Source organism: Streptomyces sp. NPDC002742, assembly GCF_042888885.1.
In the GTDB taxonomy this organism is placed as follows: Bacteria; Actinomycetota; Actinomycetes; order Streptomycetales; family Streptomycetaceae; genus Streptomyces.
This window is the reverse complement of the sequence record NZ_JBIAQF010000027.1, coordinates 94,714-118,808: the sequence shown is the minus strand read 5'-3', so window position 1 is coordinate 118,808 and position 24,095 is coordinate 94,714. Positions and strand designations below refer to the sequence as shown.

Genomic DNA, 24,095 nt, shown 5'->3' with positions numbered 1-24,095 from the left:
GACACCGATGATGAACGAGGACAAGCTCCGGGACTACCTCAAGCGGGCCACCACGGACCTGCGCCAGGCCCGGCGGCGCGTGCGCGAGCTGGAGGCCCGCGACCAGGAACCGATCGCCATCGTGGGCATGAGCTGCCGGTTCCCCGGCGGTGTCGGCTCCCCCGAGGAGCTGTGGCGGCTGCTGGCCGGGGGCGAAGACGCCGTCTCGCCGTTTCCCGAGGACCGCGGCTGGGACGTCGACGCGCTCTACGACCCCGACCCCGAGCAGCCCGGCAAGGTCTGCACCCGGCACGGCGGCTTCCTGCACGACGCGGCGGACTTCGACGCGGACTTCTTCGGGATCTCACCGCGCGAGGCGCTGGCCATGGACCCGCAGCAGCGCCTGCTGCTGGAGACCGCCTGGGAGGCCTTCGAGCACGCGGGCATCGACCCCGCCGGCCTCGAGGGCAGCCGCACCGGCGTCTTCGCCGGCCTGATGTACCACGACTACGGCTTCACACCCGGCGCCCTCCCCGAGGGGGTCGAAGGGTTGATGAGCACCGGCAACTCCGGCAGCGTCGCCTCCGGGCGCATCGCCTACACCCTCGGGTTCGAGGGCCCCGCGGTCACCGTCGACACCGCCTGTTCGTCCTCGCTCGTCGCCCTGCACCTCGCCGTGCAGGCGCTGCGGGGCGGCGAGTGCTCCATGGCGCTCGCCGGCGGCGTGACGGTCATGGCGGGCCCGAGCGCCTTCGTCGAGTTCAGCCGCCAGCGCGGACTCGCCCCCGACGGCCGCTGCAAGTCCTTCGCGGCGGCGGCGGACGGCGCGTCCTGGTCCGAAGGAGCCGGCCTGCTGCTCGTGGAGCGGCTGCGGGACGCCCGCCGGCTCGGCCACAAGGTGCTCGCCGTCGTCCGGAGCAGCGCGGTCAACCAGGACGGCGCGTCCAACGGCCTGACCGCGCCCAACGGCCCCTCGCAGCAGCGCGTGATCCTCGAGGCGCTGGCCGGAGCCCGGCTGTCCGCCGAGGAGGTCGACGCCGTCGAAGCACACGGCACGGGCACGAACCTCGGCGACCCGATCGAGGCGCAGGCACTGCTGGCGACCTATGGACAAGAGCGCGAACGACCGCTCCTGCTCGGCTCGCTGAAGTCCAACATCGGCCACACACAGGCCGCGGCGGGCGTCGCCGGCGTGATGAAGATGGTGCTGGCGATGCAGCACGGCGTGCTGCCGAAGACGCTCCACGTGGACCGGCCGACCCCGCAGGTCGACTGGTCGGCCGGCTCGGTCGAGCTGCTGACCGAGGCGATCGCGTGGCCGGAGACCGACCACCCCCGCCGGGCCGGGATCTCGTCGTTCGGGATCAGCGGCACCAACGCGCACGTCATCGTCGAGCAGGCGCCCGAACCGGAGGCGGAGGACCCGGCCGACGACAGGACCGAAGGCGAGGGCGTGGCCGGGGAACTGCTGCGGGCCCGGACCACGGTGGTGCCGTGGGTACTCTCCGCGAAGACCGGGGAGGCGCTGCGGGAGCAGGCACGACGACTGCTGTCGTCCGTGGACCTCGCGGCCGCGTCCCCGGCCGACGTGGGGTTCTCGCTGGCGGCCACCCGCTCGGCGCTGGAGCACCGGGCGGCGGTCGTCGGCGCGGACGGGGCAGAGCTGCGCGCGGGGCTGACCGCCCTCGCGGCGGGCGAGCCCGCGGCACAGGTGGTGACGGGGCGCGCCGGTGCCGACCGGGGCAAGGTCGGGTTCCTGTTCTCGGGCCAGGGTTCGCAGCGGCTGGGGATGGGGCGCGAGCTGTATGCGGCGTACCCGGTGTTCGCTGCGGCGTACGACGAGGTGTGCACGCTTCTGGATGCGCCGGTCGATGTCGACGCGGAGGAGTTGAATCAGACGGGTTCGACGCAGCCCGCGTTGTTCGCCCTCGAGGTGGCGCTGTTCCGGCTTCTCGAGTCGTGGGGTGTGCGGCCGGATTACGTGGCTGGTCATTCGGTGGGTGAGATCGCGGCCGCGCATGTGGCGGGTGTGCTGTCGCTCGGGGACGCGGCGAAGCTGGTGTCGGCGCGGGCCGCGTTGATGCAGGCCCTGCCCGCCGGCGGCGCGATGGTGGCGATACAGGCCACTGAGGACGAGGTGCTGCCGTACCTGACCGACGAGGTCGGTATCGCGGCGGTCAACGGCCCTCGGTCCGTCGTGATTTCCGGCGTCGAGGACGCGGTCGGCGAAATCGGTGAGGTCTTCCGGCAGCAGGGTGGTAAGACCTCCCGCCTGAAGGTCAGTCACGCGTTCCATTCGCCGTTGATGGATCCGATGCTGGAGGACTTCGCGGAGGTCGTCGGCGGTCTGGCCCTCGACGAGCCGCGGATCCCCGTCGTTTCGAACCTCACCGGCCGACTGGCCGAGGCGTACACCCCTGAGTACTGGGTGCGGCATGTGCGTGAGGCGGTCCGCTTCGCCGACGGCGTCCGGACTCTCCACGACCTGGGCGTGACGACCTTCGTGGAGATCGGCCCCGGCGGCGTGCTGAGCGCCCTCGCCCAGGGCTGCCTCGACGACGCGGACATCGTCACTGTTCCCGCCCTGCGTACCGACCGTCCCGAACCCCAGGCGCTCACTCTCGCCCTCGGGCAGTTGCACGCACACGGTGTCTCCCCGGACTGGCGGACGCTGTTCCCCGGCGCCCGGCGGGTCGACCTGCCCACGTACGCCTTCCAGCGCGAGCGCCACTGGCTTGAAGGCACGGCCGCGCTCGACGTCTCCTCGGCGGGCCTGGACTCCTCCGGCCACGCCCTGCTCGGCGCGGTGGTGGAGACCGCCGGGACGCAGGACGTGCTGTTCACCGGCCGGCTGTCCCCGGCCGACCTGCCCTGGACCGTGGAACACACGGTCGGCGGCGTGCCGGTGCTCCCGGTCGCCGTGTTCGTGGAGCTCGCCCTGTCCGCGGGACGGCAGACCGGGTTCCCGCACCTGGAACAGCTGGACGTGGACGCCCCGCTGGTCCTGGTCGAACAGGGCGCCGTACGCGTCCAGGCGCAGGTCGGTGCGGGCGACGATCCCGACCGGCGCTCCGTGCGCGTCTTCAGCCGGCCCGCTGCCGACGGCACCGGCGAGCCCTGGGTCTGCCACGTCACCGGAGAACTCACCCGGAACGCTCCGGCGCCGGAGTTCGACACGATGACGTGGCCGCCGACGGGTGCCGAACCCGTGGACGTCGAGGGCCGTCCGGGTCTGCGCGCCGCCTGGCGCGCCGGGGACGAGCTGTACGCCGAGGCCGTACTGACCGTCGCGGAGCGGGACCGGGCGGACCGCTACGGCCTGCACCCCGTACTGCTGGACGCCGCCCTCGGCATGCTGGCGTCGAGCCGCGCCGAAGACTCCGGCAAGGTGCTCATGCCCCACGCCTGGAGCGGCATGTCCGTGCACGCTCCGGGGCCCGGGGCCGTGCGCATACGCATCCGGCCCGCCGCCGACGACGCGGTGGCGATCGAACTGTCCGACACCGACGGCTCTCCCGTCGCCTCGGTCGCGTCCGTCCGGACACGGCCGATGTCCCCACAGCAGGTGCTGGCCTCGCGCGTGGCGCACCGGGACCGGATGTTCGAGGTCGACTGGGTCGAGCACACCGCGGCTTTCGCCCCCGCACCCGCCACCGCTCCCGAAGCCGCGTGGGCGGTCCTGGGCGACGAGGGTTCCCACTCCGACATCGACGGGCTCCGCAAGGCGGTCGACGGCGGCGCGGCCATACCTGCCCACGTCCTCCTGCCCTGCGCCCCGAGCGAGGGCGATGCCGCCGCCGCGACGCGCGGGCTGCTGGCCGACGTGCTGTCGGCCGTCCAGGAGTGGGTCGCCGACGAGCGGTTCTCCGACGCGCGGCTCGTCGTGATGACGCGCGGAGCCGTCGAGCCGGACGGCACAGCTCCGGACCTCGCGCACGTCGCGGTCTCCGGTCTGGTGAAGTCGGCCCAGACCGAGCACCCGGACCGGCTCCTGCTCGTCGACGCGGACGACTCGGTCACGAACGGCGGCACGGTCACGAACGGCGGCCTCGACCCGGCGCTGGCCGCGGCCCTCGCCGCTCTGGACGAACCGCAGGCCGCGGTGCGCGACGGAAAGCTGTACGTGCCGCGCCTCGCCCGGATCACCCCGCCCGAGGAGCCCGCCGGTCACGCGTGGGACCCCGAGGGGACCGTGCTGCTCACCGGCGCGACCGGTGGCCTCGGACGGTCGCTCGCGCGGCACCTCGTCGCCGAACGCGGCGCACGGAGGCTGCTGCTGACCAGCCGACGGGGCCCCGCGGCCGAAGGCATCGGCGAACTCGTCGCCGCCCTCTCCGGACTGGGCGCGCACGTCGACGTGGCCGCCTGTGACATCGGGGACCGGGACGCCCTCGCGGAACTGCTGGCCTCGGTCCCGGCCGAGCACCCGCTCGTGGCCGTGGTGCACGCGGCGGCGGCCCTGGACGACGGCGTGGTCACCGCCCTGACCGCGGAGCGCCTGGACTCCGTGCTGCGGCCGAAGGCCGACGGGGCGCTGCACCTGCACGAACTGACCCGGGACCTGGACCTCTCCGCGTTCGTGCTCTTCTCCTCCCTGGCCGGAATCCTGGGCAGCGCCGGCGCGGCGAGCTACGCCGCTGCGAACGCCTTCCTGGACGGGCTGGCGCGGCAGCGCCGGGCCGCGGGCCTGCCCGGCACCTCGCTGGCATGGGGCCTGTGGACGGACAACGGCGGCATGGGCGACCGGATCACCGACGCCGACCGCAACCGGATGGGGCGGGCCGGAGTCGTGCCCTTCACCCCGGCGGAGGGGCTGGCCCTGTTCGACGCCGCCCTCACCGTGGACCGGCCGGTGATCGTGCCGGCCCGGCTGGACGTTCCAGGACTGCGCGCCATGGCCCGCGCCGGCATGCTGCCCGCCGTCCTCCGCGGCCTCGTCGGCGACACCGGCGCCGCGGCCGGCGGGACCGCGGCCGCACGGACCCCCGTCCTGGCCCGCCGCCTCGCCGGGATACCGGAGGCCGACCAGGAGAAGGTCCTGCTGGACCTGGTGCGCCATCAGGCGGCAGCCGCCCTCGGCCACGCCACCGCTGCCCGCATCGAGCCCACCACGGCCTTCAAGGACATCGGCTTCGACTCCCTGACCGCCGTGGAACTGCGCAACCGGCTCAAGGTCGCGACCGGGCTCCGGCTCAAGCCCACCCTTGTCTTCGACCACCCCAACCCCGTCGCGATCGCCCGGCTCCTCCACAAGGACCTGGTGCTCGACCTCACAGCCGAGGCCCCGCCCGTGCTCGCCGAACTGGACCGGCTGGAGGCGCGGCTCGCAGCGCTCGCCCCACAGGACGCGGTGCGGGACAAGGTCACCGCCCGGCTCAAGGCGCTGCTCTGGAAGTGGACGGACACCCATCAGGACGCCGCGGCGAACACCGCCGACGCCGACCCCGGCACCGACCGCGACATCGACCTGGACCGGATCGACGCCGCCACCGACGACGAGATGTTCGACCTCATCGACCAAGAGCTCGGGTCCCACTGACTCATCTCACGCACTGCTACCGAGGACGTAAAACATGTCGAACGACGACAAGCTCAGGGATTACCTCAAGCGCGTGACGGTGGACCTGCGTCAGACCCGCAGGCAGCTGAGTGAGCTGGAGGCGAAGGACACCGAGCCCATCGCCATCGTCGGGATGGCCTGCCGCTACCCGGGCGGCGTCGGCTCGCCCGAAGACCTGTGGCAACTGGTCGCCTCGGGCGGCGACGGAGTGTCCGGGTTCCCCACCGACCGCGGCTGGGACCTGGACACGGTCTACGACCCCGAGCCCGGGCGGACGGGCCGGACGTACGTGCGCAAGGGCGGATTCCTCCACGACGCCGGCGAGTTCGACCCCGCGTTCTTCGGGATCTCCCCCCGCGAGGCCCTGGTCATGGACCCGCAGCAGCGGCTGCTCCTGCAGACCTCCTGGGAGGCCCTCGAACGTGCGGGCATCGACCCCGTCACCGCACGCGGCACCCGGACGGGTGTGTTCATCGGCACCAACGGTCAGGACCACGCCTACCTTCAGCGGCCGGGCGACAGCGACATCGAGGCCCACCTCGTCACCGCGAACACCGCCGCCGTGGTGTCCGGCCGCATCTCCTACGCGCTCGGTCTCGAAGGCCCGGCGGTCACCGTCGACACGGCCTGCTCGTCCTCGCTGGTGGCGCTCCACCTGGCCGCCCAGGCGCTGCGCCGCGGCGAGTGCTCGCTCGCCCTGGCCGGCGGCGTGACCGTGATGGCCACGCCGAACACCTTCGTCGCGTTCAGTGCCCAGCGCGGCCTGTCGTCCGACGGCCGCTGCCGCGCGTTCTCCTCGACCGCCGACGGCACGGGCATGTCCGAAGGCGTCGGCGTGCTCCTGCTGGAGCGGTTGTCCGACGCCCGCCGGCTCGGCCACGACGTGCTGGCCGTCATCCGCGGCAGCGCCGTCAACCAGGACGGCGCGTCCAACGGCCTCACGGCCCCGAACGGCCCGTCGCAGGAGCGTGTGATCCGGCAGGCCCTGGAGAACGCGCGCCTGACCGCCTCCCAGGTCGACGCGGTCGAGGCGCACGGCACGGCCACCACCCTCGGCGACCCGATCGAGGTGGAGGCACTGCTCGCCACGTACGGCCAGGAGCACTCGGGCGACCGGCCGCTGTGGCTGGGATCCATCAAGTCCAACATCGGCCACACGCAGGCCGCCGCGGGTGTCGCCGGTGTGATCAAGATGGTGATGGCCATCCGCAACGGCGTCCTGCCGCAGACGCTGCACGTGGACGAGCCGACCGCTCAGGTCGACTGGTCGGCGGGCGGCGTCAAGCTCCTGACCGAGGCAGTCCGGTGGCCCGAGTCGGACCATCCCCGCCGCGCCGCCGTCTCTTCCTTCGGCGTCAGCGGCACCAACGCGCACACGATCATCGAGCAGGCCCCGGCCCTCGACGAGGAGCCCGCCGCCGAGTCGGCCGGGGCCCCGGCCGGCTCGGCGCTGCCGTGGGTGCTCTCGGCGAAGAGCGACGCGGCACTGCGTGCCCAGGCGGAGCGCCTGCTCTCCTTCCTGGAGGACGGCCGGAGCGGCCCCGGGAGCGCCCCGGCCGACATCGGCTTCTCCCTCGCCACGACGCGCACCGCCTGGGACCGCAGGGCGGCCGTCGTCGGCGAGAGCCTGGAGGAACTCACGGAGGGTGTACGGGCGTTGGCGTCCGGCACCCCGTCCGCGGCCGTGGTCCACAACGCGGCCCGCCGCGGCGGCAAGACCGGGTTCCTGTTCTCGGGTCAGGGTTCGCAGCGGGTCGGTATGGGCCGCGGACTCTACGACGCCTTCCCGGCGTTCGCCGCCGCCTACGACGAGATCCGCGCCCACCTGGACATCACACTCGACGCGGATGCGGAGCAGCTCAACCAGACCGGTTGCACCCAACCGGCGTTGTTCGCCGTGGAGGTGGCGCTGTTTCGGTTGCTGGAGTCGTGGGGTGTGCGGCCGGATTATGTGGCTGGTCATTCGGTGGGTGAGATCGCGGCTGCGCATGTGGCTGGGGTGTTGTCGTTGGACGATGCGGCGAGGTTGGTGTCGGCGCGGGCGGCGTTGATGCAGGCGCTGCCCGCCGGTGGTGCGATGGTGGCGGTGCAGGCGGCCGAGGACGAGGTGCTGGCGCACCTGACGGACGGCGTCGGTATCGCGGCGGTCAACGGGCCTCGGTCCGTCGTGGTCTCCGGTGCCGAGGATGCCGTGCTGGAGATCGCCGAAGCCTTCACTCGACAGGGCCGCAAAACATCTCGGTTGAAGGTCAGTCACGCGTTCCACTCGCCGTTGATGGATCCGATGCTGGAGGAGTTCGCCGAGGTCGTCAGCGGTCTGGCCTTCGACGAGCCGCGGATTCCCGTCGTTTCGAACCTCACCGGTCGGCTGGCCGAGGCGTACACCCCGGAGTACTGGGTGCGGCACGTGCGTGAGGCGGTGCGCTTCGCCGACGGCATCGAGACTCTGGGCGGTCTGGGTGTGAGCACGTTCGTGGAGATCGGTCCGGGCGGTGTGCTGAGCGGCATGGCGCAGGGCTGTGCGGACGACATCGTCACCGTTCCCGTGCTCCGGGCCGACCGTCCCGAGCGGCAGGCCGTCGTGACCGCGCTCGCCGAACTGCACGTCAGCGGTGCCGAAGTGGACTGGCACGCCTTCTTCCCGGGCGCCCGGCGCGTCGACCTGCCCACCTACGCCTTCCAGCAGCAGCGCTACTGGCTCGACGCCCCCGAGGCCGAGACGGCCGCCGTGGACGCGGTCGACGCCGAGTTCTGGGCGAGCGTCGAGCGCGAGGACGCCCAGTCCCTCGCCGCCACGCTGGGGCTGAGCCCCGAGGAACTAAACGTCGTAGTACCGAAGTTGTCGGCCTGGCGGGGTCGGCGGCGCGAGCAGTCCGTCGTGGACGGCTGGCGTTACCAACTGGCCTGGCAACCGCTGAACGGCCTGTCCGCAGGCGACCTGTCCGGCAGCACATGGCTGTTCGCCGCGCCCGAGGGCGACGAGTGGGCCGGCACGGTCCGCGCGGCCCTGGCCGGACGCGGCGCGTACCTGATCCCGCTGACGGTCGGCGCCGACGCCGACCGCGCGTCCCTGACCGACGAGCTGACCCGGGTCGCGGGCGAAGCCGGATCGCTCGACGGCGTCCTGTCCCTGCTCGCGACCGACGAGACCGCCTCGCCCGAACACCCCGCGCTCTCCCAGGGCTTGGCGCAGACCGTGGCCCTGGCCCAGGCACTTGGTGACGCGGGCATCGACGCGCCGCTGTGGTGCGCCACCCGGGGAGCGGCCGCCACCGGCCGCTCCGACGACGCACCGCTCAGCGCGGTGCAGAACCAGGTGTGGGGCCTCGGCCGTGCCCTGGCCCTGGAGCACGCCCGGCGCTGGGGCGGCCTGATCGACCTGCCGGCGGCCGTCGACGAGCGCGCCGCCGGCCGTATCGCCGCCGTACTGAGCCAGGGAGCCGGCGCCGCCGATGGCCAGGAGGACCAGGTCGCCGTCCGCGCCTCCGGCGTGTTCACCGCCCGGCTCGCCCACGCCCGAAGCGGCGCCGGCCGTTCGTGGTCGCCGCGCGGCACGGTGCTGATCACCGGTGGTACGGGTGCGCTGGGCGGGCACGTGGCCCGCTGGCTCGCCCGTGCCGGTGCCGAACACCTCGTGCTCACCGGCCGCCGCGGCGCCGACGCGCCCGGTGCCACCCGCCTCAAGGACGAACTGGAGGAGCTGGGAGCGCGCGTCACCCTCGCCGTGTGCGATGTCGCCGACCGCGAAGCGGTGGCGGCGCTGCTCGCCGAGCACACGTTCACCTCCGTCTTCCACGCCGCGGGCGTGGAACAGTCAGCCCCCTTCGACGAGCTGACACCGGCCGACTTCGCCCGCACGGTGGCGGCGAAGGCCCGCGGCGCCGCGCACCTGGACGAACTGCTCGGCGACCGCGAGCTGGACGCCTTCGTCCTCTTCTCCTCGATTGCCGGCGTGTGGGGCAGCGGACTGCAGACCGCCTACGCCGCCGGCAACGCCTTCCTCGACGGGCTCGCCGCCCGGCGGAGGGCCCGGGGCCTGGCCGCCACCGCGATCGCCTGGGGCCCGTGGGCCGACGGCGGCATGGTCACCGACGCCGACGAGGAACACCTGCGCCGCCGCGGCGTCGTCACCCTGCCCGCCGCACTCGCCGTGACCGCGGTCCAGCGCGCCCTGGACTGCGACGACACCGCGGTCGTCGTGGCCGACATCGACTGGGAACGGTTCATCGGACCGTTCACCCTCGGCCGCCCGAGCGCCCTGCTGTCCGAGTTGCCCGAGGTGCGCCGCGCAGGCACCGCCGCACCGGCCGGCGCCGCCACCGGCGCCGCGCCCCTGGCGGCCCGGCTCGCCGGACTGCCGGAGGCCGAGCGCACGGAGAGACTGATCGACCTGGTCCGCGCGCACGTCGCGGCCGTCCTGGGCCACTCCTCGGCGGCGGAGGTCGAGCCCGACCGGGCGTTCAAGGACCTCGGCTTCGACTCCCTGACCGCCGTCGAACTCCGCAACAAGGTGAACACGGCGACCGGTCTCGCGCTGCCGCCCACGCTGGTCTTCGACCACCCCAACGCCACGGCGCTCGCCCGCTTCCTGCAGAGCGAGCTGCTCGGATCGAAGGCCGCCGTGGAGCAGGAGCGGCACGCGGCCGCCGACGACGAGCCCATCGCCATCGTGGCGATGAGCTGCCACCTGCCCGGCGGCGTCGACTCGCCCGAGGCGCTGTGGGACCTGGTGACGTCCGGAGGCGACGCCGTCTCCGCGTTCCCGTCGAACCGCGGCTGGGACGTCGAGGCCCTCTACGACCCCGACCCCGACCGCCCCGGCAAGACCTACGCGCGCGACGGCGGCTTCCTTTATGGCGCCACCGACTTCGACGCCGGCTTCTTCGGGATCTCCCCGCATGAGGCCCTGGCGATGGACCCGCAGCAGCGCCTGCTGCTGGAGGCCTCGTGGGAGGCCTTCGAGCGGGCCGGGATCGCTCCCGCGCAGCTGCGCGGCAGCCGGACCGGCGTCTTCGTCGGCATGGCCTACCAGGGCTACGGAGCCGATGTGCGTCGCGTGCCGGAAGGCGTCGAAGGACACCGGCTCGTCGGCGGCGCGTCCAGCGTCGTCTCCGGCCGGGTGGCCTACACCTTCGGACTCGAAGGGCCCGCAGTCACGATCGACACGGCGTGCTCGTCGTCCCTGGTCGCCCTGCACCTGGCCATCCAGTCGCTGCGCAACGGCGAGAGCACGATGGCGCTGGCCGGCGGCGTCACCGTCATGGCCAGTCCGAGCGTTTTCGTGGAGTTCAGCCGCCAGCGCGGTCTGTCGCCCGACGGGCGGTGCAGGGCGTTCGGTGCCGGTGCCGACGGCACCGGCTGGGCGGAGGGCGTGGGCGTGGTGCTCGTGGAGCGCCTCTCCGACGCCCGCCGCAACGGGCACCAGGTGTTGGCGGTGGTACGGGGCAGCGCCGTGAACCAGGACGGGGCGTCCAACGGGCTGACCGCGCCGAACGGCCCGGCGCAGCAGCGGGTCATCCGCCAGGCCCTGGCCTCCGCCGGGCTCGCTCCGGGCGATGTGGATGTGGTCGAGGCGCACGGTACGGGCACGAGGCTGGGCGACCCGATCGAGGCGCAGGCGCTCCTTGCGACCTATGGCCAGGAGCGTGAACGGCCGCTCCTGCTCGGCTCGTTGAAGTCCAACATCGGTCACGCGCAGGCTGCCGCGGGTGTCGCCGGTGTGATCAAGATGGTGATGGCGATGCGCCACGGAGTGCTCCCGCGAACCCTGCACGCCGATGAGCCGACGCCGCATGTGGACTGGTCGGCGGGCGCGGTCCGGCTGCTGACCGAGGCCGTCGGCTGGCCGGAGACGGACCGTCCGCGCCGTGCCGCGATCTCGTCCTTCGGTGTCAGCGGCACCAACGCCCACACCATCATCGAACAGGCCCCCGCCACGGAGGAGTTGCCTCACACGCCCGACTCCGGCGCGCTCGTGCCGTGGGTGCTGTCGGGCAAGGGCGAGCCGGCGCTGCGTGCCCAGGCGGCCCGGCTGGCCGGCCACCTCGACGCGAACGACGGCTGGACGGCTTCCGACATCGGCCTCTCCCTGGCCTCCCGCGAGACGTTCGAGGACCGCGCGGTGCTCCTGGCGGAGGGCTCGGGCAAGCTCCGGCAAACCCTCACCGCCCTCGCCGCCGGTCAACCGGCGGCGAACGTGACGCTGGGACGAGCCCGCTCCGAGGGCAAGGTCGGTTTTCTGTTCTCGGGTCAGGGTTCGCAGCGGATCGGTATGGGGCGTGAGTTGTATGAGGCGTTCCCCGTCTTCGCCGATGCGTACGACGAGGTGTGTGCGCGTCTGGAGGCACCGGTCGACGTCGATGCCGAGAGCCTGCACCGAACGGGGTGTGCTCAGCCCGCGCTTTTCGCGGTGGAGGTTGCCCTGTTCCGGTTGCTGGAGTCGTGGGGTGTGCGGCCGGATTACGTGGCCGGTCATTCGGTGGGTGAGATCGCGGCCGCGCATGTGGCCGGGGTGTTGTCGTTGGACGATGCCGTGAGGCTGGTGTCGGCGCGTGCGGCGTTGATGCAGGCGCTGCCCGCCGGTGGTGCGATGGTGGCGGTGCAGGCGGCCGAGGAGGAGGTGCTGCCGCATCTGACCGAGGAGGTCGGTATCGCGGCGGTCAACGGGCCTCGGTCCGTTGTGGTCTCCGGTGCCGAGGATGCCGTGCTGGAGATCGCTGAGGCTTTCACTCGGCAAGGCCGCAAAACATCTCGGTTGAAGGTCAGTCACGCGTTCCATTCGCCGTTGATGGACCCGATGCTGGAGGAGTTCGCGCAGGTCGTCCGCAGTCTGACGTTCAGTGAGCCGAAGATTCCAGTGGTCTCCAACCTCACGGGTCAGCTCGTCGAGGCCTACACCCCTGAGTACTGGGTCCGGCACGTCCGTGAGGCGGTCCGCTTCGCCGATGGCGTCGGGACCCTGCACGGCCTGGGCGTGACCACGCTCGTCGAGGTCGGCCCCGGCGGCGTCCTCAGTGCCCTGGCACAGGCCTGCGCGGACGACATCGTCACCGTCCCCGTACTCCGAGCCGACCGCCCCGAGCAGCAGGCACTCCTCACCGCGCTCGCCGAACTGCACGTGCACGGCACCTCCTTGGACTGGCAGGCACTCTTCCCCGGCGCCCACCGCGTCACCCTGCCCACCTACGCCTTCCAGCGCGAGCGCTTCTGGCTGGACGGGGAGGGGGACGAGGACCTGACCGCCGCCGGCACCCCGGCCGACGCGGCGGACTCCGGCTTCTGGGACAGCGTGGAACGCGAGGACGCGGAGTCCCTCGCCGCGACCCTGGGCGTCGGCGCGGACGCCTCGCTGAGCGCGCTCCTGCCCAGGCTGTCCGCGTGGCGCCGTCAGCGCCGCGAACAGTCCGTGGTCGACGGCTGGCGTTACCGCGTCACATGGAAGCCACTCGGCCCGCTTCCTCGGCCCGGCGCGTCCGGGACCTGGCTGCTCGTCGTGGCCGGCGAGAGCGAGTGGACCGCCTCGGTGCGCACCGCGCTCGGCGAGCGCGGCCTGGAACTGGTGACGCTCGTCGCCGGTCCCGGCACCGACCGCGGGACGCTGGCCGGCGAGCTGGCCGGCGTCGGCCCGCTGACCGGCGTGCTGTCCCTGCTCGCCGAGGACGAGAGCGCCTCGGCAGGCCACCCCGGCCTGTCGCACGGCCTCGCGGCGACCCTCTGCCTCGTGCAGGCGCTCGGCGACGCGGGCGTCGACGTCCCGCTGTGGTGCGCCACGCGCGGCGCGGTGGCCACCGGCCGCTCCGACCGCGTGGACCGCCCGCTGCAGTCGCAGGTGTGGGGCTTCGGCCGGGCGGCGGCGCTGGAACACCCGCAGCGCTGGGGTGGACTGCTCGACCTTCCGGATCTGCTGGACGCCCGCGCCGCGGCCCGCGTGGCCGCCGTTCTCGGCCAGACGGCCGAGGACCAGGTGGCGGTCCGGGCCTCGGGCCTCTTCGGGCGCCGGCTCGTCCGGGCCGCCCGCGCCACCGGCCCCGCCCAGGAGTGGTCGCCGCGCGGCACGGTGCTGATCACCGGGGGGACGGGTGCGCTGGGCGGGCACGTGGCCCGCTGGCTCGCCGGTGCCGGTGCCGAACACCTCGTGCTCACCAGCCGCCGAGGCCCCGCGGCGCCCGGCGTCGCGGAGCTCGTCGCGGAGCTGGAGGAGCTCGGCGCGGCCGCGACCGTCGTGGCCTGTGACGCGGCCGACCGTGACGCCCTGCGGGCGCTGCTGGCCGAGCACCCCGTCAATGCCGTCGTCCACGCCGCCGGCGTCGGCGACCACGTCATGATCGAGGACTCCGATCCGGCCGGGTTCGCCGACACGGTGGTGGCCAAGGCCGCAGGTGCCACGCACCTGGACGAACTGCTGGCCGGTCAGGAGCTCGACGCGTTCGTCATGTTCTCCTCGGGCGCCGGCATCTGGGGCGGCGCCGGCCAGGGCGCCTACTCGGCGGCCAACGCCTACCTGGACGCCCTCGCCGAGTACCGGCGGGCACATGGGCGCACCGCGCTCGCCGTCTCCTGGGGCGGCTGGGCCGAGGGCGGCATGGCCGGCGTCGGCGACGGAGAGGAGATGCTGCGCCGCCGCGGTCTGCCGCCCATGCGGCCCGCCCTCGCGGTCTCCGTGCTCCAACAGGCGCTGGCCCACGGCGAGACCGCCCTCACCGTCGCGGACTTCGAGTGGGAGCGGTTCATCGGCCCGTTCACGGTCATCCGCCCCAGCGCTCTGTTCTCCGACGTGCCCGAGGCGCGCCGAGCCCTGGAGGCGCCGGCCTCCGGCGGCGCCGAAGCCGGCAACGCGCTCGCCGCGAAGCTGGCCGGGCTGTCGGCGGGCGAGCAGGACCGCACGCTGGTGGACCTCGTCCGTACGCACGCGGCCGCCGTGCTCGGTCACGACGGTGCCGCGGCGGTGGAGCCCGGCCGGGCGTTCAACGACCTCGGCTTCGACTCGCTCACCGCCGTCGAACTGCGCAACAAGCTCACGGCCGGCACCGGCCTGAAGCTGCCCACCACGCTGGTCTTCGACCACCCCAACGCCACGGCTCTGGCCCGGTTCCTGCGTGCCGAACTGCTCGGTTCGCAGGGCGCCGTGCCGCAGGAGCAGCGCACGGCCGCCGTCGGCGACGAACCCATCGCGATCGTGGCCATGAGCTGCCGCCTTCCCGGTGGCGTCGGCTCGCCCGAAGACCTGTGGCAGCTCGTGACGTCCGGCGGCGACGCGATCTCCGGCTTCCCCGAGGACCGCGGCTGGGACGTCGAGGACCTCTACGACCCCGACCCGGGCACCCCCGGCAAGACCTACGCGCGCGACGGCGGCTTCCTCTACGACGCCGGCGACTTCGACGCCGCGCTGTTCGGGATCTCGCCGCGCGAGGCGCTCGCGATGGACCCGCAGCAGCGCCTGCTGCTGGAGGCATCGTGGGAGGCCTTCGAGCGGGCCGGAATCGACCCGGCCTCCCTGAAGGGCAGCCGCACCGGCGTGTTCGTCGGCATGTCCTACCAGGGCTACGGCGCGGGCCTTCAGGAGGTCCCGGAAGGTGTCGAGGGCCACCTGCTCACCGGCAGCGCCGCGAGCGTCGTCTCCGGGCGCGTGGCCTACTCGTTCGGCCTGGAGGGCCCGGCCGTCACCGTCGACACGGCGTGCTCGTCGTCCCTGGTCGCCCTGCACCTGGCCATCCAGTCGCTGCGGGGCGGCGAGAGCACGATGGCCGTCGCGGGCGGGGTGAACGTCATGGCCGTACCGGCCGCGTTCGTGGAGTTCAGCCGCCAGCGCGGTCTGTCGCCCGACGGACGGTGCAGGGCGTTCGGTGCCGGTGCCGACGGCACCGGCTGGGCGGAGGGCGTGGGCGTGGTGCTCGTGGAGCGCCTCTCCGACGCCCGCCGCAACGGGCACCAGGTGTTGGCGGTGGTACGGGGCAGCGCCGTGAACCAGGACGGGGCGTCCAACGGGCTGACCGCGCCGAACGGCCCGGCGCAGCAGCGGGTCATCCGCCAGGCCCTGGCCTCCGCCGGGCTCACCGAGGCCGACGTCGACGCGGTGGAGGCACACGGCACGGGCACCGCTCTGGGTGACCCGATCGAGGCGCAGGCGCTGCTCGCCACGTACGGCCAGGAACGCCCGGAGGACCGGCCGCTGTGGCTCGGCTCGCTGAAGTCCAACATCGGTCACGCCCAGGCGGCGTCCGGCGTGGCCGGTGTGATCAAGATGGTGATGGCGATGCGCCACGGCGTCCTTCCGCGGACACTGCACGCCGATGAGCCGACGCCGCACGTGGACTGGTCGGCGGGCGCGGTCCGGCTGCTGACCGAGGCCGTCGGCTGGCCGGAGACGGACCGTCCGCGCCGTGCCGCGATCTCGTCCTTCGGCGTCAGCGGCACCAACGCCCACACCATCATCGAACAGGCCCCGCCGGCCGAACCGGCCGCCGTCGCACCGGTCGAGGTCGCCTCGCCGGCCGTACCGTGGGTCCTGTCCGGCAAGTCCGGGGCCGCGCTGCGCGCCCAGGCCGAGCGCCTGCTGTCCCTCACGGCCGACGGCGCCGAACCGTCCCCCACCGACGTCGGCTTCTCGCTGGCCACTACCCGGACCGCCCTGGAGCACCGCGCCGCCGTGGTCGGTGCCGACCACGGCCGGATCGCCGAGGGCCTGCGGGCCCTGGCTTCGGGGGCGCCCGCTCCCGGCGTCGCTCTCGGCCGCGCCGGCGCCGGCCGGGTCGGGTTCCTGTTCTCCGGGCAGGGCTCGCAGCGCATCGGCATGGGGCGGGAACTGTACGAGGCGTTCCCGGTCTTCGCGGAGGCGTACGACGAGGTGTGCGCCCACCTCGACCGGCACCTCGACCGGCCACTGCGGGACGTGGCCTTCTGCGAGAACGGTCACGAGGACGGCGAGCAGCTGAACCGCACCGTCTTCACCCAGCCGGCGCTGTTCGCGCACGAGGTCGCCGTGCACCGCCTGCTCGGATCGTGGGGCGTGCGGCCGGACTTCCTGGCCGGGCACTCCGTGGGCGAGATCGCGGCCGCCCACGTGGCCGGGGCCCTGTCGCTGGAGGACGCGGCCGCACTGGTGACGGCTCGTGCCGCGCTGATGCAGGCCCTGCCCGCCGGCGGGGCGATGATCGCCGTCCAGGCCACCGAGGACGAGGTGCTGCCGCAGCTCACCGACGACGCCGACATCGCGGCGGTCAACGGCCCGCGGTCCGTCGTGGTCTCCGGAGCCGAGGACGCAGTGGCCGCCGTCGCGGACCACTTCGCCCGGGAGGGCCGCAAGACCTCCCGGCTCACCGTGAGCCACGCGTTCCACTCGCCGCTGATGGACCCCGTGCTGGCGGACTTCGCCCGCGTCGTCGGCGGTCTGCGCTTCGAGACACCCCGGACACCGGTCGTCTCGAACCTCACCGGTGAGCTCATCGACGCGTACACACCGGACTACTGGGTCCGGCACGCCCGCGAGGCCGTGCGCTTCGCCGACGGCATCCGGACCCTGGCCGGGCTGGGCGTGACCACGTTCGTGGAGACCGGCCCCGGCGCGGTGCTCAGCGCCATGACCCTGGGCTGCCTGGACGGCGCGGTCACCGTTCCCTCCGCACGGTCAGGCAGCCCCGAACCCGAGGCGATCACCGGCGCCCTCGCGCAACTCCACGTGCACGGTGTTCCCGTCGACTGGCAGGCGTTCTTCGCCGGCCGCGGCGCCCGGCGCGCCGACCTGCCCACCTACGCCTTCCAGCACCGGCGGTACTGGCTGGATACCACCACGCCCACGGCCGCCGCCGTCGAGGGGACCGACGCCGTGGAGGCCGGGTTCTGGGCGACGGTGGAGCGCGAGGACACCCAGTCCCTCGCCGCCACCCTCGACCTGCCCGCCGAGCGGTTGGACGCGGTGCTGCCCCGGCTGTCCGCGTGGCGGCGACAGCAGCGCCAGGAGTCCGCCGTGGAAGGCTGGTCCTACCGCACGGGCTGGAAACCGCTCGGCGGCCTCCGGGCGCACGAACTGCCGGGCGACTGGCTGTTCCTGGTCACCGAGGACACCGAGGACACCGCGGACGCCGAGGCTGTCGAGTGGACCGCCGCCGTCGCCGACGGGCTCGCCGCCCGCGGGGCCCGGCTGGTCCGGGTGGCGGTCGACCCGGCCGCCGACCGCGGCGCACTGCTGCGACAGCTCGGCGACGCCGTCCGGGAGACCACGGTCGACGGGGTGATCTCCCTGCTCGGCACCGACGAGCGTCCCCACACCGGACACCCGGCTCTCTCCGTCGGCACCGCGCTGTCCCTCACGCTCGTCCAGGCCCTGGGCGACGCCGGCATCGACGCCCCGCTGTGGGCGCTGACCCGGTCCGCCATGTCCACCGGCCGTGCGGACACGGTGCCGAGCGCCACTCAGAGCGCCGTCTGGGGCCTCGGCCGGGTCGCCGCGCTGGAGCACGCGCCGCGCTGGGGCGGTCTGATCGACCTCCCGGACACGGTCGACGACCGGGTCGCCGACCGCCTCGCCGCAGTGCTCGGCCAGTCGGTCGAGGAACAGTCGGCCGAGGACCAGATCGCGATCCGCGCCCGCGGCGTGTTCGGCCGCCGGCTGTCCCACACCGCCGCCCGCGGGAACACCCGGGCCGGGCAGCGGTGGTCGCCGCGCGGCACGGTGCTGATCACCGGGGGGACGGGTGCGCTGGGCGGGCACGTGGCCCGCTGGCTCGCCGGTGCCGGTGCCGAACACCTTGTGCTCACCAGCCGCCGCGGCCTCGACGCGCCGGGCGCGGCCGGTCTCCTCGCAGAGCTGGAGGCGACCGGTGTCCGGGTCACCGTCGCCGCGTGCGACGTCGCCGACCGTGAGGCGCTCGCCGCGCTGCTCGCCGAGCACCAGGTGAACGCCGTCGTCCACACGGCGGGCGTGGACCACCTGGAGCCGCTGGAGGCCATGACACCGGGCTCCTTCGCCGACGTGCTGTCCGCCAAGGCAGCCGGCGCCCTGCACCTCGACGCGCTCCTCGCCGGCCAGGAACTCGACGCCTTCGTCCTCTTCTCCTCCATCGCCGGCGTGTGGGGCAGCGGCCACCAGGCCGCCTACGCGGCGGCCAACGCCCTGCTCGACGGACTCGCCGAACGCCGCCGGGCCCAAGGCCTGCCGGCGACCGCCGTGGCCTGGGGCCCGTGGGCCGGCGGCGGCATGGCCGAAGCCGACGGCGCGGACGAACGACTGCGCCGCCGCGGCCTGACCCCGATGCCCGCCACGCTCGCTGTGGCCGGCCTCCGGCAGGCGCTGGAATCCGGCGAGGCGACCGCCACGGTGGCCGACGTCGACTGGGAGCGGTTCCTGCCCCCGTTCACCCTGGGCCGCCCGAGCGCCCTGCTCCGCGACCTCCCGGAGGCCGACCGGATCCTCACCGCGGACAGCACCGCCGGCGGGCCAGGCACGGCAGCCGCCTCCCCCTTGGCCGACCGCCTCACCGGGATGCCCGAGACCGAGCAGCACGCGCTGCTGGTCGACCTCGTCCGCACCCACGCGGCGGCCGTCCTCGGTCACAACAGCGCCGGCGAGGTCGAGGCCGACCGGGCCTTCAAGGACCTGGGCTTCGACTCCCTGACCGCCGTCGAACTGCGCAACAAGCTCAACGCCGAGAGCGGGCTCGCACTGCCGCCCACACTGGTCTTCGACCACCCCAACGCCCAGGCACTCGCCCGGCAGCTGCGCACCGAGCTCACCGGCCTCACCGTCGCGGCCTCACCGGAAGCCGCCGCCGCGCCCGCCGAGGACGACGACCCCATCGCGATCGTCGGCATGGCGTGCCGCTACCCGGGCGGGGTGCGTTCCCCCGAGGACCTGTGGCAGTTGGTGGTCTCCGGCGGCGACGCGGTCGGCGAGTTCCCGGCGGACCGCGGCTGGGACGTGGAGGACATCTACGACCCGGACCCGGACGCGTCCGGCAAGACGTACACGCGCCGCGGTGGATTCCTCTACGACGCGGGGGAGTTCGACCCGGGGTTCTTCGGGATCAGCCCGCGTGAGGCCGTGGCGATGGATCCGCAGCAACGGCTGTTGCTGGAGACCACGTGGGAGACGTTCGAGCGCGCCGGCATCGACGCGGAGTCGGTGCGCGGCAGCCGTACCGGAGTCTTCGTCGGTTCCGGATACCAGGACTACGCCGCCCAGGCCTTCCACGCGATCGACGACTCCGAGGGCTTCTTCGGCACGGGCAACTCGGCGAGCATCATGTCCGGCCGTATCGCCTACACCCTCGGCCTGGAAGGACCGGCCGTCACGGTCGACACGGCGTGCTCGTCGTCGCTCGTGGCCCTGCACTGGGCGGTCCAGGCGCTGCGCAACGGCGAGTGCTCCATGGCGCTGGCCGGGGGCGTGATGGTCATGTCCACCCCGCGCGCGTTCGTGGAGTTCAGCCGCCAGCGCGGGCTGGCCCCTGACGGACGGTGCAAGCCGTTCGCCGCCGGGGCCGACGGCACCGGCTGGGCCGAGGGCGTCGGCCTGCTCCTGGTGGAGCGGCTGTCCGACGCCCGCCGCAACGGGCACCAGGTGCTGGCGGTGGTTCGCGGCAGCGCGGTCAACCAGGACGGCGCATCCAATGGCCTGACCGCGCCGAACGGTCCCGCGCAGCAGCGGGTGATCCGGCAGGCACTCACCTCCGCGGGCCTCACCACCGCTGATGTCGACGCGGTGGAGGCGCACGGTACGGGCACGAGGCTGGGTGACCCGATCGAGGCGCAGGCGCTCCTCGCCACGTACGGGCAGGGACGGGACGGCGACCGGCCTTTGTGGCTGGGCTCGTTGAAGTCCAACATCGGTCACGCGCAGGCTGCAGCGGGTGTCGCCGGTGTGATCAAGATGGTGATGGCGATGCGCCACGGAGTGCTTCCGCGGACCCTGCACGTGGATGAGCCGACGTCGCATGTGGACTGGTCGGCCGGTGATGTCCGGTTGCTGACCGAGGCCGTCGACTGGCCCGAGTCGGACCGTCCGCGCCGTGCCGCGATCTCGTCCTTCGGTGTCAGCGGCACCAACGCCCACACCATCATCGAACAGGCCCCACCGGCCCCGGCCGAAAAGGCCCCAGCCGTTCCCGCCCCGGCGCTCCTGCCGTGGGTGCTCTCCGCCAGGACCAGCGATGCTCTGCGCGACCAGGCACGACGACTGCTGGGCTTCGTGGAGGACGGCACGTCACCGGCCGATGTCGGCTTCTCGCTGGCCACCACCCGGAGCACCCTGCGCCACAGGGCGGCCGTCATCGGCGAGAGCTGTGACGACTTCCGCCGCGGACTGGAACGCCTGGCAGCCGGAATGCCGTCGCCCGGAGTCGTCCAGGGCCGACCGGGAGGCAAGGTCGGTTTTCTGTTCTCGGGTCAGGGTTCGCAGCGGATCGGTATGGGGCGTGAGTTGTATGAGGCGTTCCCCGTCTTCGCCGATGCGTACGACGAGGTGTGCGCGCACCTGGACGCCCCCGTCGACGTCGATGCCGAGAGCCTGCATCAGACGGGTTGCACGCAGCCGGCGTTGTTCGCTGTTGAGGTGGCGCTGTTCCGGTTGCTGGAGTCGTGGGGTGTGCGGCCGGATTATGTGGCCGGTCATTCGGTGGGTGAGATCGCGGCCGCGCATGTGGCCGGGGTGTTGTCGTTGGACGACGCCGTGAGGCTGGTGTCGGCGCGTGCGGCGTTGATGCAGGCGCTGCCCGCCGGTGGTGCGATGGTGGCGGTGCAGGCGGCCGAGGACGAGGTGCTGCCGCATCTGACTGACGAGGTCGGGATCGCGGCGGTCAACGGGCCTCGGTCGGTGGTGGTCTCCGGTGCCGAGGACGCGGTGTTGGAGATCGCCGAGGCTTTCACTCGACAGGGCTGCAAGACCTCGCGGTTGAAGGTCAGTCACGCGTTCCACTCGCCGTTGATGGACCCGATGCTGGAGGAGTTCGCCGAGGTCGTCCGCAGTCTGACGTTCAGTCAGCCGAAGATTCCCGTGGTCTCCAACCTCACGGGTCAGCTCGTCGAGGCCTACACCCCTGAGTACTGGGTGCGGCACGTCCGTGAGGCGGTCCGCTTCGCCGATGGCGTCGGGACCCTGCACGGCCTGGGCGTGACCACGTTCGTCGAGGTCGGCCCCGGCGGCGTCCTCAGTGCCCTGGCACAGGCCTGCGCGGACGACATCGTCACCGTCCCCGTACTCCGGGCCGACCGCCCAGAGCGGCAGGCCGTCGTGACCGCGCTCGCCGAACTGCACGTGCACGGCGTGTCCGTGGACTGGAGCTCGTTCTTCGCCGGTGCGCGGAAGACCGACCTGCCGACCTACGCCTTCCAGCACGAGCGGTACTGGGTCGACGCCCCGGAAACCGCTGCCGCCGCCCCGGCGGTGGATCCGGTGGACGCGGAGTTCTGGGAGACCGTCGAGCGCGAGGACCTGCGGTCCCTCGCCGAGACGCTCGACATCGGGGCAGGGGACGCGTTCAGCGACGTGCTGCCGAGGCTGTCGTCGTGGCGGCGGCAGCGCAAGGAGCAGTCCACCGTGGACGGCTGGCGCTACGGCGTCACCTGGAAGGCGATACCCGACCCCTCCCCGGAGGACCCTGCCCGGAACGGCATATGGCTGGTTCCGGTCAGCGCCGCCCAGCTCGGCGACGACTGGGTCGCCGCCTGCCTCCGCGCGCTGACCGAGCGGGGCCTGGCCCCGCTGCCGGTCCCGGTCGAGCCGGCCACCGGCCGTGGGGACCTGACCGCGCAACTCGCCCGAGCGGCCGGGGACGAGACCGTGGCGGGCGTCCTGTCGCTGCTCGCCGTCGACGGCGAGGCCGCCCCGCAGGCCGCCGCGATGCCCGTCGGTGTCACGCTGTCCGTGCTGCTCGTCCAGGCCCTGGGCGACACGGGCATCGGCGCCCCGCTGTGGTGCGCGACCCGGAACGCGGTGGGCGTGAACTCCGCCGACGAGGCGGCGGACCCGTACCAGTCCCTGGTCTGGGGTCTGGGCAGGGTGGCGGCGCTGGAGCACTCGCGGCGCTGGGGCGGTCTCGTCGACCTTCCCGGCACGGTCGACGACCGGGTCGCCGGCCGCCTCGTCGCGGTCCTCGGCCAGTCGGCCGAGGACCAGGTCGCGATCCGCGACCACGGGGTGTTCGCACGGCGCCTGTCGCGTCTGCCCGCAGCCCGGAGCGACCGTTCGTGGTCGCCGCGCGGCACGGTGCTGATCACCGGTGGTACGGGTGCGCTGGGCGGACACGTGGCCCGCTGGCTCGCCCGTGCCGGTGCCGAACACCTCGTGCTCACCGGCCGCCGCGGCGCCGACGCGCCCGGTGCCACCCGCCTCAAGGACGAACTGGAGGAGCTGGGAGCGCGCGTCACCCTCGCCGTGTGCGATGTCGTCGACCGCGACGCGGTGGCGGCGCTGCTCGCCGAGCACCCGGTGAACGCCGTCGTCCACACGGCCGGCACCGCCGAGGCGGCCATGCTCGCCGAGACGAGCCTCGGCGACTTCGCGGCGACGGTCGCCGCGAAGGCCGTGGGGGCCGCGCACCTCCACGAACTGCTCGGCGATCAGGAGCTGGACGCCTTCGTCCTCTTCTCCTCCATCTCCGGTGTGTGGGGAGGCGGCGGGCAGGCCGCGTATTCGGCCGCGAACGCCTTCCTCGACGGCCTGGCGCAGCACCGGCGGGCCCGGGGCCTCACCGCGACCGCGATCGCCTGGGGCCCGTGGGGCGAGGGAGGCATGGTCGCCGACGCCGGGGACGAGGAGCGGCTGCGACAGCGCGGCCTGACCGTGCTGCGGCCGGACAGGGCTGTCTCCGCGCTGCACGGTGCGCTGAGCGGCGGGGACGGCACGGTCACCGTGGCCGACGTGGACTGGGAGCGGTTCGTCGTCCCGTTCACCGTCGGCAGGCCGAGCGCGCTGCTGAGCGACCTGCCCGAGGTCAGGGACGCCCTCGCGGAGGAGCCCGCCGAGCAGACCGCGGAGCCGTCCGCGCTCAAGGCGAAGCTGTCCACGCTGTCCGAAGGCGAACGGCAACGCCTGCTCGTGGACACGGTGTGCGCGCACGCGGCGGCAGTACTGGGCCACAGCGGATCCGCGGCGGTGGAACCGGACCTGGCGTTCCGGGACCTCGGCTTCGACTCCCTGACCGCGGTGGAGCTGCGCAACCTGCTCACTGCCGACACCGGCCTGACCCTGCCCGCGACGCTGGTCTTCGACCACCCGACGCCCGAGGCGGTCGCCCGCCACCTGCGGAGCGAACTCACCGGCGGGACGGGCCCGGAGGAGGTGTCGGTCTTCAGCGAGCTCGACCGGCTGGAGTCGGTGATCTCGACGGCCGCCTCGGCCGAGGAGACGGTCCGGTCGGGGGTGCGGAGGCGGCTGCAGGAACTGCTGTCCCTGGTGAACTCCGCCGGAGAGCAAGGCGCGGAATCCGCCGACGCGCAGCGACAGCTCCAGGACGCGACGATCGACGACATCTTCGATCTGATCGATCAAGATCTAGAAATTTCCTAGTTCTTGGCGCTCTACCTTTAACGACAGCCGAGGACGGATGAGGCGGATGAGCAGCAA

2 protein-coding genes are annotated in these 24,095 nt (G+C 73.4%); both read left to right on the top strand.

The annotated features are described in order from the left end of the window. The first annotated feature begins 7 nt into the window (after positions 1-7). The gene (locus ACFYW8_RS35765) at positions 8-5,518 is read left to right on the top strand and encodes an SDR family NAD(P)-dependent oxidoreductase (protein ID WP_389088270.1); all 5,511 of its coding nucleotides are present in this window, start codon (positions 8-10) and stop codon (positions 5,516-5,518) included. Between the two features lie 34 nt (positions 5,519-5,552). Continuing rightward, a complete protein-coding gene (locus ACFYW8_RS35760; RefSeq protein WP_389088265.1) occupies positions 5,553-24,038 on the top strand; it encodes a type I polyketide synthase in 18,486 nt (6,161 codons plus the stop codon). The last annotated feature ends 57 nt before the right edge of the window (positions 24,039-24,095 follow it).

Bases quoted from the DNA above. Each gene is read 5' to 3' on its own strand.
- ACFYW8_RS35765 (WP_389088270.1), top strand. From the start codon at position 8: ATGATGAACGAGGACAAGCTCCGGGACTACCTCAAGCGGGCCACCACG.
- ACFYW8_RS35760 (WP_389088265.1), top strand. From the start codon at position 5,553: ATGTCGAACGACGACAAGCTCAGGGATTACCTCAAGCGCGTGACGGTG.